We start from the raw sequence: 15,636 nt of genomic DNA on the forward strand, positions 1-15,636 counted from the left end.
CGTGGTGAGAAAGATCGAGGGCCCGGCCCGCATCCCCGTCCCTGGCGGAAAGCTCATCGACGAGCACATCGGCCGCGTCAACAGCGGCGACGAGGCGGTCTCCATCGCCCACATGACCGCCCCGCCCGGCTGGGAGGAGCCGCCGCAGACGCCGTCGTTCACCGAGTACACCCTCGTCCTGCGCGGGTCGGTGATCGTCGAGCACGACGGCGGCCGTACGGAGGTCGCGGCCGGGCAGACGGTGGTCACCGAGCCGGGCGAGCGGGTCCGCTACAGCGCCGGCCCCGAAGGGGCGGAATACGTCGCCGTGTGCCTGCCCGCGTTCTCGCCCGACAGCGCTGGCCGCGACTGACGCCGCTGGTCATATCATGGGCGGATGAGTCCTCAGCTTGACGACATCCGGCGGGCTCCCAAGGTGCTGCTGCACGATCACCTCGACGGCGGGCTCCGCGCCGAGACGATCGTCGAGCTGGCCAGGGAGTGCGGCTACGACCGGCTGCCCACGACCGATTCCGATCAGCTCCGGCAGTGGTTCGAGGAGGCCGCGGACTCGGGCTCGCTCGAACGCTACCTGGAGACGTTCGACCACACGGTGGCCGTCATGCAGACGCGCGAGTCGCTGGAGCGGGTCGCCGCCGAGTGCGCCGAGGACCTCGCCGCCGACGGCGTCGTCTACGCCGAGGTGCGCTTCGCGCCCGAGCAGCACACCAGCATGGGGCTGAGCCTCGACCAGGTGGTGGAGGCGGTGCTGGAGGGCTTCGCGCGGGGCTCGGCCGGCCGGGGCATCCGGGTCGGCACGCTGCTGACCGCCATGCGCCACCAGGCCAGGTCCATGGAGATCGCCGAGCTGGCCGTGCGCTACCGCGACGTGGGCGTGGTGGGCTTCGACATCGCCGGGGCCGAGGCCGGCTACCCGCCCACCCGGCACCTCGACGCCTTCGAATACCTCCAGCGGGAGAACGCCCACTTCACCATCCACGCCGGCGAGGCGTTCGGGCTGCCGTCGATCTGGCAGGCCATCCAGTGGTGCGGCGCCGACCGGCTCGGCCACGGCGTGCGCATCATCGACGACATCGCGGTCGGCGACGACGGCGGCGCCAAGCTCGGGCGGCTGGCCGCCTACGTCCGCGACAAGCGCATCCCGCTGGAGATGTGCCCCACGTCCAACCTGCAGACCGGGGCCGCCGCGTCCATCGCCGAGCACCCGATCGGGCTGCTGCGGCGGCTGCACTTCCGGGTCACGGTCAACACCGACAACCGGCTGATGAGCCGCACCAGCCTGTCGCTGGAGTTCGCCAAGCTGGTGGAGGCGTTCGGCTACGGCTGGGACGACCTGCAGTGGTTCACGGTCAACGCCATGAAGTCGGCGTTCCTGCCGTTCGACGAGCGGCTGGCGCTCATCAACGGGCGCATCAAGCCCGGGTTCGCCCAGCTCAAGTGGCAGCCGTGAAGCAGACCTACCGGTCCAGGTCCGCGTTCGTGATGGCGTGGCTCTGGCTGGCGTTCGTCGCCTTCAACGTCTACGACCTGATCAACAAGTACACCGGCAAGGCGTCGATGGTGGCGCTCGCCGTGCTGGCCGTGCTGACGGTCGTCGTCTACGTCGTCGCGCTGCGGCCCGCGACCGTGCTCACCGAGCACGAGCTGGTGGGCCGCAACCCGCTGCGTACGATCCGGGTGCCGTGGGCGGCGATCGACGACGTCACCGTGTCCCACGCCATCAGCGTGCACCACGGTGACGGTGACGGCGGCGTGCTGCGTCTGTGGACGCCGATGAGCAGCGCCAGGGAGCGGGCCAAGGCCCAGCGGCGCGGCATGCCGAGCCAGGGGCGGCGGGGCCGGTTCGCGACCGAGCCGACGGTGAGCCGGGCCGAGCAGGCGGCGCAGGAGGCGCTGGCCGGCCGGACGCACGCCGACTGGGTGGGCGACCAGATCCGCGAGCGCGCCGAGGCGGCCCGGCGCCGCACCGGCGAGCAGCCGGTCGAGGTCCGCACCACGTGGGCCTACGACGCCATCGCGGCGGCGGCCGCCGCCCTGGCCCTGGTGATCGCCGCGATCGTCGTCCCCTGACCGCCGCCGCCCCGGCGGTCAGCGTTCCCCTGACACTCGCCGCCCAGGCTGGTCAGCGTTTCCCTGACCGCCGCGGCTCCAGCGGTCAGCCTTCCCCTGACCACCGCCGCCCCGGCTGGTCAGCGTTCCCCGGGGCGTCGCGACTCGATGAAGCGGGCCATGCCCGCCTGGGCGATGCCGCTCGCCTCGACCTGTTCCGCCGCCGCGGTCTCGGCGGCGAAGGCGCGTTCGACCTCGGCGATCGGTGGGCGCAGCAGCGCCAGGTGCGCGGCGGTGGCGGCGCCGGGCTCGCTCCAGCGCCGCGCCCGCGCCACAGCTGTGTCCACCAGCGCCTCCGGGGCGACGAGCTCGTCCAGCAGGCCGGCCGCGAGCGCGCCGGCCGCGTCCAGCCGGGCCGAGTCGAGCACCAGCCGCAGCGCCCGGCCGCCGCCGACCAGGCGGGGGAGCAGCAGGCTCGCGGCGTTCGAGATCGACAGGCCGATGTGGTTCTCGGGGAAGAAGTACTCGGCCGCCGCGACGCCGATGCGGGCGTCGAAGCAGAGCGTCCACTCGGCGGCCCCGCCCACGGCCAGGCCGTTGACGGCGGCCACGACCGGCACCCGGCTCTCCAGCACCGCCCTCGTCATGTCGTGGAACAGCTCCACCTCGGCGACGAGCGAGCGCCCTGCGCCCTCGTGCAGGTCCTCGCCGGCCGAGAACGCCCGCCCTGCGCCGGTGACCACGATGCCCCTGCCGCTCCGGCCGTGCTCGCGGACGGCGGCGGCGAGGTCGGCGCGCATGGCGGCGGTGAGCGCGTTCAGCTTGCCGGGGCGGGCCAGCGTGATCACGGCCACCTCGTCGCGGACGGTTACCTCGATCATCGGCTCTCCTCCTGGAGGACGGGGATGGCGGGGGCGCCGCGCTGGTCGCGGCCGGGCGGGAGCAGGTGGCGCTTCTCGATGCGGGCCGACGGGGTCAGCGGGAACGCCTCGACGAACTCGACGTAGGCGGGCACCTTGAACCGGGCCAGCCGCTGCCTGGCGTGCTCGGCCACGCTCCTGGCCGTCGCCGCGTCGGCGGCGTGGCCGGGGCGGAGCCGCAGGAACGCCTTCGGCAGCTCGCCCCACAGCTCGTCGGGGATCGGCACCAGCGCCGCCTGGAGCACCGCGGGATGCTGGGTGAGCACGTTCTCGACCTCGGCGCACGAGATGTTCTCGCCGCCCCTGCGGACCATGTCCTTGATCCGCCCGGCGTGCACGATCTGGCCCCGGGCGTCGCGGACCCCGAGGTCGCCCGTGTGGTACCAGCCGTCGCGGAGGACCCGCGCGGTGGCCTCCGGGTGGTTCCAGTAGCCCTTCATCATGGGCAGGCCGCGGACCAGGATCTCGCCGGTCTCCTCGTCGAGCGTGACCTCCTTGCCGGCTGGTGGGAGGCCCATCCCGCCGGTCCCGACGCACTCCGCGTCGTCCACGGGGACGAGCAGGTCGGGGCCGGTCTCGGTGGAGCCGTACAGCTCGCGCCAGGGCGCGCCCCAGCGCTCCTCGAACTCCCTGTGCAGGTCGGGGCGGATGCCGGAGCAGAGCACGAGGCGCATGCGGTTGGCGCGGTCCTCGGGGGCGGGCGGCTGCTTGTGCAGCAGGAGCGGCATGGTGCCCAGCACGTACGTGAGCGTCGCCCCGTGCTCCCGCGCCGCCGGCCAGAAGCCGGAGGCGGAGAACCGCGGCAGCACGACCAGCGGAATCCCGCCGGCCAGGCAGACCAGCGTGGCCCACTGCGGATCCATGTACGAGTACGCCTGCGCCATCATCAGCACGTCGTCGTCGCGCAGCCGTACGGCGTCGGCCACGATGCGCGCGGTCCTCAGCCAGTAGTCGTGGGTGAGCAGGCACGCCTTGGGGAAGCCGGTCGTGCCGGAGGTGTACTGGAAGTTGGCGACGTCCTCGGGCCCGGCGGCGACGCGGGGTGCGGGCGCGTCGCCGGTGAGCGCGTCGAACAGGTGCACGACGCCCGGCACGTGCGGGGCGTACCCGGCGCTGGTGACGGTGGCGACGGCCCCGGAGTCGCGCAGCACGTGCTCCAGGTCGGCGGCCCGGTAGCGGACGTTGACCGGCACCGCGACGCCGCCCGCCTTGAGGACCGCCAGCCAGGTGAGGGGCCAGCCGGGGACGTTGTCCAGCATGATCGCGACCCGGTCGCCGGGCCGGACGCCGCGCGCGGCGAGCGCGCCGGCCAGCCGGTCCGTGGCGGCGTCGGCGTCGGCGAAGGTCAGTGAGGGGTGACCGGGGAAGCGGAGGAACTCGCGGCGGCCGTACCGGTCAGCGGCCTGCCTCAGCAGGTGGGGGATCGTTTCTGACATGCGGCGGCTCCCAGGGGAACTCGGGCAGCAGAGTGAGGTCGGGGGTGGCGGCGACCCGGACGGAGGCGCGTACGGCGGCCAGCCCGATCGCCACGAACTCCGCGCACACCTGCTCCAGCGTGGAGTCCCCGTCGGGGCGGTACCACTCGCTGGTGCCGGTGCACATGGACATGAGGGCGAGGCGGGTGAGCCGCTGGTCGGCGATGCGGAAGACGCCGTCGGCGACGCCGTCGGCGATGGCGCGTCTCCAGTGGTCCTCGTAGGCGTCGCGCAGGGCGATGATCTCGTCGCGGGCGGGGGAGCCGGGGGTCAGGGAGCGGAGCTCGCCGTCCATGACCCGGGTCGTCATGGGGCTGAGGGCGTGGGTGGCGGTGAGCGAGCTGATCAGCAGGGCCAGGCGGCCGGCGGGGGCGTGGACGTCGCTCAGCATGCGCTCGGTGGCGTCGATGAGCCCCTGCTGCGCGCTGCGCATGAGGTCGGCGAGCAGGGCCTCCTTGCTCGCCACGTGGTGGTAGACGCCGGCGTTGGTCATGCCGACCTCGCGGGCCAGGTCGCGGACGCTGGTGGCGGCGTAGCCGCGCCGGGCGAACAGCAGCACCGCCGCCGTTCTGATGCGCCGGCTCGCGTCCGCATCCCGGTCCTTGAGGTCCATGACGGCTCCTACCGAACGTTCGGTCGTACCTCTGCCGCGAAAATACCTCAATCCATGGCGAATCGCCATAGATCGGAGGGCTCAGAGCCCGAGGGCGACCGTGAGATCGGCTCCTACCGCGTTGAGCGCGGCGGTGGCGACGGCGCGGGCCTCGGTGACCTCGCCGGTCACCGGGACGACGACCTCCAGGTAGCACTTCAGCTTCGGCTCGGTGCCCGAGGGGCGGACCACCACGCGGGCGTCGCCCTCCAGCCGGTAGCGCAGGCCGTCAGTAGGCGGCAGGCCGCCCGCGCCCTCCGCCAGGTCCTCCGCGGCGAGGACCTTGCGCCCGCCCAGCTCCGCCGGAGGGTGGTCGCGCAGCCGGGCCATCGCGCCGGCGATCTGGGAGAGCTCGGCGACGCGGAAGGAGAGCTGCGTCGTGGCGTGCAGGCCGTAGCGGCGGGCCTGGTCGTCCAGCAGGTCGAGCAGGGTGCGGCCGTCGCGCTTGGCGGCGGCGGCGATGGCCGCCACGGTCAGGGCCGCCCCGATGCCGTCCTTGTCGTGGACCGGCAGCCCGGCGTCGGAGCCCACGCTGTAGCCGATGGCCTCCTCGTAGCCGAACACCAGGCCGGGACCAGCCTTGATGATCCACTTGAAGCCGGTCAGCGTCTCGCCGTACCGGACGCCGTGCGCGGCCGCGATCTTGCCGAGCAGGGTCGAGGAGACGATCGTGGTGGCCACCATGCGGTCGCCGGTGGTGTGCGTGATGACGTGCTCGGCCAGCAGCCCGCCGACCTCGTCGCCGGTCAGCATGCGGCAGCCGCCGCCGGGCAGCGGCACGCCGACCGCGCACCGGTCGGCGTCGGGGTCGTTGGCCAGCACCAGGTCGGCGCCCGTCGCGGCGGCCAGGGCGACGGCGAGGTCCATCGCGCCCGGCTCCTCCGGGTTGGGGAAGGCGACGGTCGGGAAGTCGGGGTCGGGGTCGCGCTGCTCCTCGACCGACATCGGCGAGGGGAAGCCGGCGGCCAGGAACGCCCCCGTGAGCGTGGCCGCGCCCACCCCGTGCAGCGGCGTGTACGCCACCCGCAGGTCACGGGCGTCCCCCAGCGGCAGCGCCGTGATGGCGTCGAGGTAGTCGTCCACGATGCCCTCGCCCAGCTCGGTCAGCGTGCCGGGGGCGCCGAGCGGGAGCTGGTCGACCGGGCCGACCGCGTCGATGGCGGCCGAGATGCGGCTGTCGATCGGCGGCACGATCTGCGAGCCGTCGCCCCAGTAGACCTTGTAGCCGTTGTCGCGCGGCGGGTTGTGGCTGGCCGTCACCGTCACCCCGGCGTCGGCCCCCAGGTGGCGGACGGCGAAGGCGAGGACGGGCGTCGGCAGCGGGCAGGGCAGCAGGGTGGCGTGCAGCCCCGCGCCGGTCAGCACGGCGGCGGTGTCGCGGGCGAACACGTCGGACTTGTGCCGGGCGTCGTAGCCGATGACGACGTGCTTGCCGGGCCCGAGCACCGCGGCGAGCCCGGCGGCGGCGCGCATGACGGTGACGCGGTTCATCCGGTTGGGCCCGGCGCCCAGCTCGCCGCGCAGCCCCGCGGTGCCGAACTCCAGCTTGGCGCCGAAGCGGTCCTGCAGCTCGTCGAGGTATTCGCGCTCGATCAGCGTGCCCAGCTCGGCCCGGGTGTCGGGGTCGGGGTCCTGCGCCAGCCAGGCGAGCGCCCGCTCGATCAGGTTCACAGCTTGTCCACCACCTTGGCCAGCAGCACGCCCATGCGGGCGGCCGTGGCCCGGCCGACCTCCAGGACCTCCTCGTGGTTCAGCGGCTCGCCCGCCAGGCCCGCGCCGGGGTTGGTGACGAGGGAGACGCCGAGCACTTCCAGGTTGGCCTCGCGGGCGGCGATGGCCTCAAGCACGGTGGACATGCCGACCATGTCCCCGCCGAGGGTGCGCAGCATGCGGATCTCGGCGGGCGTTTCGTACGTCGGCCCGCGGAAGGCGACGTAGACGCCGTCGGCGAGGGTCGGGTCCACCTCGCGGACCAGGGCGCGCAGGCGGGCGGAGTAGACCTCGGTGAGGTCGATGAAGGTCGTGCCGGTGATCGGGTTGGCGCCGGTGAGGTTGATGTGGTCGCTGATCAGGACCGGGTCGCCGACGTTCTGCGTCTCGGGACGCAGGCCGCCCGCGGCGTTGGTGAGCACGAGCGTGCGGACGCCGGCCGCCGCGGCGGTGCGCACGCCGTGCACGACGGCGTCCACGCCGAGCCCTTCGTAGAGGTGCGTGCGCCCGAGGAAGACCAGGGCGTGCCGCCCGGCGGCGGTGCGCACGACGCGGATCTTGCCGCCGTGCCCGGCCACCGCCGGAGCCCGGAACCCGGGCAGGTCCGTGAACGGGACCTCGCTCACCGTCTCACCGATCGCGTCGGCGGCGGGCACCCACCCCGACCCCATGACGAGCGCCACGTCGAAGGTGTCGAGGCCGGTCGCGGCGTGCAGCGCCGCGGCGGCCTCACTGGCCAGGGTGTATGCGTCTTTGCTCACATCTCAGTAGTTTAGGAGCAGCCTGTCCAGCACCCGAACGCCGAACTGCAGCGCCTCGACCGGCACCCGCTCGTCCACGCCGTGGAACATCGCCGCGAAGTCCATCCCGGCGGGCAGGCGCAGCGGCACGAACCCGAACCCGCGCACCTCCAGGTCGGCGAAGAACGTCTTGTTGTCCGTGCCGCCCGACATGCAGTAGGGGATCGCCCGCGCCGTCGGGTCCTCGGCCTTCAGCGCCGCGATCATCGACTCCACCAGCGCCCCGTCGAACGACGTCTCCAGCGCGATGTCGTGGTGGATGAACTCGCGCCGCACCTTCGGCCCGAGCAGGGAGTCGATCGTCTTGAAGAAGTCCTCCTCGAAGCCGGGCAGGAAGCGCCCGTCGATCACCGCGCTGGCCTGCCCGGGGATGACGTTGGACTTGTAGCCGGCGGTGAGCTGGGTGGGGTTGGTGGTGTGGCGGAGCGTCGCGCCCACGAAGCGCACCAGCGGCCCGATCCTGTCCAGCACCGGCTGGGGGTCGTCCTCGTCGAACGGGATCCCGAAGGCGTCGGCCACCTCGGTGAGGAAGGTGCGCACGGTCGGCGTGTACGTGAGCGGCCAGTCGTGCTCGCCGATCCGCGCCACCGCGCGGGCGACCTCGGTGACCGCGTTGTCGCCGTTGAGCATCGAGCCGTGCCCGGCGGTGCCGTCGGCGATCAGCTTCATCCAGGCCAGGCCCTTCTGGGCGGTCTCGATGAGGTAGAGCCGCAGCGACGGGTCCACCTCCAGCGAGTAGCCGCCGACCTCGCTGATCGCCTCGGTGACGCCCTCGAACAGCTCGGGGTGGTGGGCCGTGAGGTGTTTGGCGCCGTACACGCCGCCCGCCTCCTCGTCGGCCACCCAGGCGAAGACGAGGTCGCGGCGGGGCCGCCGGCCCTCGCGCTTGAGCTGGCGCAGCACGGCCAGCATCATCGCGTCCATGTCCTTCATGTCCACCGCACCGCGGCCCCAGATGTAGCCGTCGCGCACCTCACCGGCGAACGGGTCAACCGACCAGTCGGCGGCGTTGGCCGGCACCACGTCCAGGTGGCCGTGCACGAGCAGCGCGGGCAGCGACGGGTCGGTGCCCTCCACGCGGGTGACGACGTTGCCGCGGCCCGGCTCGCTCTCCACGTAGGTGGCCTCGATGCCCACCTCGGCCAGCCGCGCCATGACGACCTCGGCCGCGGCCCGCTCGCCGGGGCCGCTGCCGTCCCCGTAGTTGCTGCTGTCCACGCGGATCAGCTCCACGCAGAGGTCGGCGACCTCCTTCTCGGCGGGCGTCAGGGACTCGGCTGATGTCATGTCGTCTTCTCCAGGGTGAGCAGTCCGGACTTGCGGAGGTGGCCGCGCTTGTAGGCGCGGGTGATCAGGGTCAGGTCGCTGTCGGCGATCTCGTCGTACGAGCCGACGACGCCGGTCATGAAACGGTAGAGGTCGGCCTCGTGGGCGGTGACCACCTGGACGATGAGGGAGTGGGTGCCCGAGGTGGCGGCACAGTAGCGCACGTTGGGGTGCGCGGCCAGCCGCTGTCCGACCAGGTCCAGCGCGTACGGCCGGACCTTGAGCCACAGCATGGCCTCCACCTCCAGCCCGAGCAGCGCGGGCTCGACCTCGGCGCGGGGCAGCAGCAGCCGCCGCTCCAGAAGGGAGGAGAGCCGGCGGCGGGCGGTCGGCACGGACACGTCGAGGCGTTCGGCGACGGCGGTGAAGGCGATGCGGCCGTCGGCGGTGAGCAGCTCGGCGATCTCCTGCTCCAGAGGTGTCAGCCGTTCGACGTCGGGCAGTGCGTCCGGGGGCGGCGGCGGGCTCAGCTCGGCGACCTCCTCCTCGGTCAGGTAGGGCGCGTGCCACTCGGCGACGGTGCGGAAGGTGTGGAGGACGACCTGCGTCTGTGTCTGCAGCACTCCGCCGACGGCGCTGATCTCGGTGGACAGGGTGCGGTGCAGGGCCTCCCGCGACGGCGAGACCAGCTCGCAGCCGAGGTCGGCCGCGCCGGTCAGGGCGTAGACCGAGCGCGTGTCGGGCCGGTCGGCCAGCGCCTCGGCGACCTTGGGCGCGCTGCCGGGCCGCACGTGGACGTGCAGGTGGGCGGGCCGCCCGTGCCCGGTGCGGAAGTCGTCGTAGATGGCCGTGACCCGGACCACGCCTTCGGTGATGAGGCGCTGGAGGCGGCGCGCGACCGTGCGCTCGTGCTCGCCGACGACGCGGGCGATCTCGCCCCACGAGGCGCGCGGGCTCACCTGAAGGGCGGCGACCAGGCGCCGGTCGAGAACGTCCACCCGCGACCCTCTCCATGTCGGGAAAGTAAAAGAATAACGAGATAATTGACGGATTAGCGCTTACCCCTGCACAGTAAGCCATCAGCCACCCGTCAGCAAAGGAGCCTCCGTGGCGACACCCCCTCTGTCGCGATCACCGCTCGGCATCCCCAAGAGCCGGGTCCGTCAGCTCATGGCGGCGAGCATCGGCAACGTCGTCGAGTGGTACGACTGGTACGCCTACACGTTCCTCGCGATCTACTTCTCCTCCCAGGTCTTCCCCAGCGACACGGCCAACAGCCTGGTGCCGCTGCTCAGCTCGTTCGCGGTCTTCGCGGTCGGGTTCTTCATGCGCCCGCTCGGCGGTCTGCTGGTCGGCGCGTTCGCCGACCGCTACGGCCGCAAGTCCGCCATGACGTTCACCATCGTGCTGATGGGCGCGGGCTCGCTGCTGGTCGGCCTGACCCCGACGTACGAGGCCGTCGGCGTGCTCGCGCCGATCATCCTGACCCTCGCCAGGCTGGTGCAGGGCCTGTCGGTGGGCGGCGAGTTCGCGGCCGCGACCACGTTCCTGGTGGAGTCGGCCCCGCCCGGCCGGCGCGGCCTGTTCTCCAGCTTCCAGTACGTGAGCACCACCATCGGCCAGCTCCTCGCCTCCGGCCTGGCGGCGCTGCTGGCCACGGCCCTCGCCGAGAGCGACATGAGCTCCTACGGCTGGCGTATCCCGTTCGTCGTGGGCGCCGTGCTCAGCCTCGTGGGCCTGTGGATCCGCAAGGGCGCCGACGAGACCTCGGCCGTGGCCGAGGACATCAGGCGGGGCGGGACCGAGCGGCCCAAGCTGTTCGACTTCCTCAGGCACCACCCGCGCTCGGCGGCCACCATCGTCGGCATCACGGTCGCCGGCACCGTGGCGTACTACACCTGGACCAGCTTCCTGCCGACCTACGCGCAGATCACCGTGGGCTTCGACAAGGCGGACTCGCTCCAGATCGGCACCATCTCGCTGGTCTTCTTCATGATCCTGCAGCCGCTGCTCGGCATGCTGTCGGACCGGATCGGGCGGCGGCCGATGCTGATCGCGTTCGGGCTCGGGTTCCTGGTGCTGCCGGTGCCGCTGCTCGGGCTGCTCACCACGTCGTACGGCAGCCTGCTGGCCGTGCAGCTGATCGGCATGGTGTTCCTCGGCTGCTTCACCTCGATCTCGGCCGCGGTCAACAGCGAGCTCTTCCCGACGCGGGTGCGGGCGGCGGGGGCGGGGTTCCCGTATTCGCTGACCGTGGCGCTCTTCGGCGGCACCGCGCCGCTCATCGGCACCGCGCTGCAGGAGGCCGGCAACCCCGGCCTCTTCCCGTGGTACATGTCGGCGCTGGCGCTGATCTCCACCCTGGTCTACGTCTTCGTGCTGCGCGAGACCAAGGACCAGCCGCTGAGCTGAGACCTCAGAACGAGGCGCAGGGGCGCTCCCGCAGCTCCTTGACGTAGTCGTCGGGAGCGCCCGCCCGCTCGGCCGCCTCCGCCAGGCTGCCGAGATAGCGGGCCGAGGGCAGGCCGCCCTCGTAGCCGTCGAGCACGTAGAACCAGGCGAGCACGTCGCCATCGAGCGTCTGGACCCGCAGCCGCACCTTGTGGTAGGCGCCGCGGACCGCGCCCTCCCACTGGTCGAGCGAGGTCTCCTCCCACTCGGGCACGTCGTAGAGGACGACGAACACGTGCTCATCGGGGTCCTCGACGATCGTGGCGAGCGCTCCGCCCCAGGCCGGGTCGTGCCCGCCGAAGGTCAGCCGCCAGCCCGGCAACCAGCCGACCCCCCGGATCGGGGAGTGCGGGGCGCGCATGGCCATCTGCTCTGGATCGAGGTTGCTGCCGTAGGCGGCGTACACAGGCACAGCAGCCAAGACTAGCGCTTGGAGGGCCGACCCGTTCGATGTCACGCCGGAGCATGGGCGAGAATGGACACGTGACGAGGATCGTGATCATCGGTGGCGGACCAGGCGGCTACGAGGCGGCGCTGGTGGCCGCTCAACTAGGCGGACAGGTCACGATGGTCGAGCAGGACGGCCCCGGCGGCGCGTGCGTGCTGACCGACTGCGTGCCGTCCAAGACGCTGATCGCGACCTCCGTCCGCAAGCAGGCGCTGCTCGACGCGCCCTCGCTGGGCATCTCCTTCGACGGCGGTCTCGACGGCGACGCCGGCACGGTCGGCGTCGACCTGCCGCTGGTCAACAAGCGGGTCAAGGAGCTCGCGCGGGCCCAGTCCGCCGACATCGCGGCCCGGGTCGAGGCCGAGGGCGTCGAGATCATCAAGGCCCGCGGCCGGCTGGTCGACCCGCAGGTCGTGCGGGCCGGTGACCGCACCGTCAGGGCCGACGTGGTGCTCGTGGCCACCGGCGCGACGCCGCGCGTGCTGCCGGGGGCCGAGCCCGACGGCGAGCGCATTCTCAACTGGCGGCAGCTCTACGACCTGGAGGAGCTGCCCGAGCACCTGATCGTGGTCGGCTCCGGGGTGACCGGGGCCGAGTTCGCCGGCGCCTACCGCTCGCTCGGCTCGGAGGTCACGCTGGTCTCCAGCCGCGACCGGATGATGCCCAACGAGGACGCCGACGGCGCCGAGGTGCTCGAAGAGGTCTACCGCCGGCGCGGCATGAACGTCATGGGCCGCTCCCGTGCCTCCTCCGTCAAGCGCACCGCCGACGGCGTCGTGGTCACCCTGGAGGACGGCCGCACGGCCGAGGGCACCCACGCGCTGATGACGGTCGGCATGGTCCCCAACACCTCCGGCATGGGGCTGGAGGAGGCCGGCGTCCAGCTCGACCGGGGCGGCTTCATCAAGGTCGACAAGGTCTCGCGCACCTCCGCGCCCGGCGTGTACGCCGCCGGCGACTGCACGGGCGTGCTCATGCTGGCCTCGGTCGCCGCCATGCAGGGCCGCATCGCGGTGTGGCACGCGCTCGGCGAGGCCGTGCAGCCGCTGCGGCTGGCCACCGTGGCCTCCAACATCTTCACCGACCCCGAGATCGCGGCCGTCGGCGTGGCGCAGCGGGCCATCGAGGCCGGCGAGATCGAGGCCAACGTCGTCAAGCTGCCGCTCGCCACCAACGCGCGGGCCAAGATGCAGGGCTTCAACGACGGCTTCGTCAAGGTGTTCTGCCGCCCGCACACCGGCATCGTGCTCGGCGGCGTCGTGGTGGCGCCGCGCGCCTCCGAGCTGATCCTCGCGGTGTCGGTGGCCGTGCAGCAGCGGCTGACGGTCGACCAGCTCGCCCACACCTTCGCGGTCTACCCGTCGCTGTCGGGCTCGATCACCGAGGCCGCCCGCCGCCTCATGCAGCCGCAGACCGACTCGGGCATCTGACCTCACTCCACGAACACCGCCGGGGGGCCGACCCCCGGCGGTGCTTTGTTGTGCTCCTCGGCCGTGCTCAACCGTTGACGTTTGTTGGTATGGGCACCAAACTAACTCACGGAGTTGGCGCAGCCGTTCAAAGGAGCTCCCATGCCCTATCGCCCCCCGTTGGTCGCGCACGAGTACTTCGTCGCGGACCCGCCGGAGCTGCCGGTCCGTACGCGAGGCGAGGGCGGCCTGTCGGCGGTGACCTCGGCCGAGCTGGTCGCGGCCGACGGCGCCGAGGTGATGCTCAAGGCGGTCACCACGGCGGAGGAGACGCTGGTCGTCCAGGTGGGCGTGGCCGGCGAGGGCGTGATCCGGGTGCGGCTCTCTGAGGACGCGGCGGCCCGCCCCCGCTCGGCGGCGGCCATCGAGCTGGTGACCCCCGGCACGTACTCAGGGGCCCGTGCCGGGGTCGCGCCGGGCGAGCCGATCGTCGTGGACGCGGGCCCGCTCCGGGCCGAGATCCGGCTCGCCCCCTGGCACCTGCGCTTCACCGACGCCGCCGGGCGCACGCTGGTCGAGCAGGACCGCGGCCACATCGACATCAGCGGCCGGCTGCGTACGCTGCCGTTCGGCCGCTCCAGCGCGGGCGGGAGCGCCGTCGCCTATCACGAGAGCTTCGTCGCCGCGCCCGACGAGGCGTTCACCGGCTTCGGGGAGTCCTTCACCCGGCTGGACAAGCGCGGGCAGCGGCCGCTCATGTGGAACTTCGACGCCTTCGGCGCGGAGTCGCAGCGCGCCTACAAGAACGTCCCCCTCTACCTGTCCAGCCGCGGCTACGGCGTGCTGGTCGACAGCGGCGCGCCGAGCGAGTTCGACGTCTGCCAGTCCACGCACAGCGTGGTGCAGCTGGTGGTGCCGGACGACGTCCTCGACTACTACGTGATCGCCGGGCCGACGCCGCCGGAGATCCTGGACCGCTACGACCGGCTGACCTGCCGGCCCGCGCTGCCGCCGAAGTGGGCGTTCGGCACCTGGATCTCCTCCGGGTTCTGCGTGGACAGCCAGGAGCGGGTGCTGAACCGGGCGCGCACGATCAGGGAGCGCGGGATCCCGTGCGACGTGCTGCATCTGGACACGTACTGGCAGAGCGACGGGCACTGGTCGGACCTGCGGTGGGACCCGGTGAACTTCCCCGAGCCGGAGCGGATGCTGGACGAGCTGCACGGGATGGGGTTCAAGGTCTGTCTGTGGATGAACCCGTACGTGTCGCACCTGAGCCCGGCGTTCGGGCCGGCCGCCGACGCCGGATATTTCTTGAAAAATGAGCATGGTGAGCCGTACGTCGCCGACTGCTGGCACGGCTCCTTCCCCGCCTGCGGCATCGTCGACCTGACCAACCCGGCCGCCGTCGCCTGGTTCCAGGGGCTGCTGCGCGACCTGCTGCGCCAGGGCGTGGACGCCTTCAAGACCGACTTCGCCGAGGGTGTGCCGGCCGACGCCGTGGCCGCCAACGGCATGACCGGCACCGACCTGCACAACGTCTACACCCTGCTGTTCAACGACGCCGTCGCCGACGTCACCCGCGAGGTCAACGGGCACTCCCTCGTGTGGGCGCGCTCGTCGTACCTGGGCGGGCAGCGCCACAGCGCCCAGTGGAACGGCGACACCTACACCAGCTACGCCGCCATGGGCAGCACGATCAGGGGCGGGCTCGCGCACGGCCTGTCCGGCGTGCCGTTCTGGAGCCACGACGCCGGCGGCTTCACCGGCCGCCCCAGCGACGACCTCTACGTCCGCTGGACCCAGTTCGGCGCCCTGTCCCCGCTGGTCCGCCTGCACGGCACGACCACCCGCGAGCCGTGGGAGTTCCCCGCCGTCGAGGAGCAGGCCGTGGCCGCGCTCAAGCTGCGCTACCGGCTCATGCCCTACCTCTACTCGGCGGCCGTCGAGGCGGCGGCCACCGGCGCGCCCATGATGCGGGCGCTCTGCGTGGACTTCCCCGAGGACCCGGTCGCCTGGCAGGCCGACCTGGAGTACCTGCTCGGCCCTGACCTGCTCGTCGCGCCCATGACCTCGCCGGAGGGCGTACGCCAGGTCTACCTGCCGCGCGGCACGTGGATCGACTACTGGACCGGCGACACCCTGGGCGGCGGCCGGTACATCACCGTGGAAAAGCCGCTCGACCAGATCCCCCTGTACGTCCGGCACGGCGCGCTCATCCCCGTCACCGACGCGGGCGACACCGTGACCGTGCCGGAGGAGATCACGCTCGTCGCCTTCGGGGGCGGCGACGGCACCACCAGCGTGCACGACGAGGACGGCGTGACGTTCGCCGTCGCCACCAGGCACGGCGACGAGCTGCGCGTCGCCGTCACCGGCCCGAAGCGCGTCACCGGGATCGAGATCGTCCCGGTGGCCGGAGCTCCCGCACGGGCCGTCCTTCAGTAACACCCCCC

14 protein-coding genes are annotated in these 15,636 nt (G+C 72.5%); 6 read left to right on the forward strand and 8 right to left on the reverse strand.

Annotated elements, in window-relative coordinates:
• The first annotated feature begins 1 nt into the window (after position 1).
• Genes AC27IY_RS42150 through AC27IY_RS42160 form a run of 3 tightly spaced genes read left to right on the forward strand, consistent with a single transcriptional unit; the run spans position 2 to position 2,070 of the window.
• Positions 2-352: a cupin domain-containing protein gene (locus AC27IY_RS42150; protein ID WP_423443277.1), complete on the forward strand. Its 351-nt coding sequence runs from the start codon at positions 2-4 to the stop codon at positions 350-352.
• A 24-nt stretch (positions 353-376) separates the two neighbouring features.
• Entirely contained in the window at positions 377-1,450 is a 1,074-nt protein-coding gene (locus AC27IY_RS42155) for an adenosine deaminase (protein ID WP_344216963.1), read from the forward strand.
• Positions 1,447-2,070 carry a hypothetical protein gene (locus AC27IY_RS42160; protein WP_364461673.1) on the forward strand — a complete coding sequence of 208 codons (624 nt, stop codon included), beginning with the start codon at positions 1,447-1,449 and terminating at the stop codon, positions 2,068-2,070. The genes AC27IY_RS42155 and AC27IY_RS42160 overlap by 4 nt, the downstream gene beginning before the upstream one ends.
• Positions 2,071-2,189: 119 nt before the next feature.
• On the opposite strand, the gene AC27IY_RS42165 is transcribed toward AC27IY_RS42160, so the two are convergent.
• From AC27IY_RS42165 to AC27IY_RS42195, 7 genes are all read right to left on the reverse strand, one after another.
• Positions 2,190-2,930, reverse strand: coding sequence for an enoyl-CoA hydratase/isomerase family protein (locus tag AC27IY_RS42165; protein ID WP_487181463.1), 741 nt, complete (start codon positions 2,928-2,930; stop codon positions 2,190-2,192).
• Complete coding sequence (locus AC27IY_RS42170) at positions 2,927-4,405, reverse strand: class I adenylate-forming enzyme family protein (protein WP_487181464.1); 1,479 nt, start codon at positions 4,403-4,405, stop codon at positions 2,927-2,929. Before AC27IY_RS42170 ends, AC27IY_RS42165 begins: the two co-directional genes overlap by 4 nt.
• A complete protein-coding gene (locus AC27IY_RS42175; protein WP_487181465.1) occupies positions 4,365-5,057 on the reverse strand; it encodes a TetR/AcrR family transcriptional regulator in 693 nt (230 codons plus the stop codon). Before AC27IY_RS42175 ends, AC27IY_RS42170 begins: the two co-directional genes overlap by 41 nt.
• Before the next feature lie 81 nt (positions 5,058-5,138).
• Positions 5,139-6,767, reverse strand: a complete 1,629-nt coding sequence (locus AC27IY_RS42180; protein WP_487181466.1) for a phospho-sugar mutase — start codon at positions 6,765-6,767, stop codon at positions 5,139-5,141.
• Positions 6,764-7,567, reverse strand: a complete 804-nt coding sequence (locus tag AC27IY_RS42185; RefSeq protein ID WP_344216976.1) for a purine-nucleoside phosphorylase — start codon at positions 7,565-7,567, stop codon at positions 6,764-6,766. The genes AC27IY_RS42180 and AC27IY_RS42185 overlap by 4 nt, the downstream gene beginning before the upstream one ends.
• A gap of 3 nt (positions 7,568-7,570) precedes the next feature.
• A complete protein-coding gene (locus AC27IY_RS42190) occupies positions 7,571-8,893 on the reverse strand; it encodes a M20/M25/M40 family metallo-hydrolase (protein ID WP_487181467.1) in 1,323 nt (440 codons plus the stop codon).
• Positions 8,890-9,870, reverse strand: a complete 981-nt coding sequence (locus tag AC27IY_RS42195; protein ID WP_423474042.1) for an Lrp/AsnC family transcriptional regulator — start codon at positions 9,868-9,870, stop codon at positions 8,890-8,892. Before AC27IY_RS42195 ends, AC27IY_RS42190 begins: the two co-directional genes overlap by 4 nt.
• 109 nt (positions 9,871-9,979) lie before the next feature.
• On the opposite strand from AC27IY_RS42195, the gene AC27IY_RS42200 reads away from it, so the two are divergent.
• Positions 9,980-11,284 (forward strand): MFS transporter, encoded by a 1,305-nt coding sequence (locus tag AC27IY_RS42200; RefSeq protein ID WP_423474044.1) that lies wholly within the window; start codon positions 9,980-9,982, stop codon positions 11,282-11,284.
• 4 nt (positions 11,285-11,288) lie between these two features.
• Here the strand turns inward: AC27IY_RS42200 and AC27IY_RS42205 are convergent, their stop codons facing one another.
• A complete protein-coding gene (locus tag AC27IY_RS42205; RefSeq protein WP_423474045.1) occupies positions 11,289-11,735 on the reverse strand; it encodes a gamma-glutamylcyclotransferase family protein in 447 nt (148 codons plus the stop codon).
• 71 nt (positions 11,736-11,806) lie between these two features.
• Here AC27IY_RS42205 and AC27IY_RS42210 point away from each other — a divergent pair, with 71 nt between their 5' ends.
• Together AC27IY_RS42210 and AC27IY_RS42215 are read left to right on the forward strand one after the other, a co-directional pair.
• Positions 11,807-13,201 carry an NAD(P)H-quinone dehydrogenase gene (locus tag AC27IY_RS42210; protein WP_344216986.1) on the forward strand — a complete coding sequence of 465 codons (1,395 nt, stop codon included), beginning with the start codon at positions 11,807-11,809 and terminating at the stop codon, positions 13,199-13,201.
• A 141-nt stretch (positions 13,202-13,342) separates the two neighbouring features.
• Complete coding sequence (locus AC27IY_RS42215; RefSeq protein ID WP_487181468.1) at positions 13,343-15,628, forward strand: TIM-barrel domain-containing protein; 2,286 nt, start codon at positions 13,343-13,345, stop codon at positions 15,626-15,628.
• The last annotated feature ends 8 nt before the right edge of the window (positions 15,629-15,636 follow it).

The organism is Nonomuraea sp. B208, assembly GCF_057536035.1.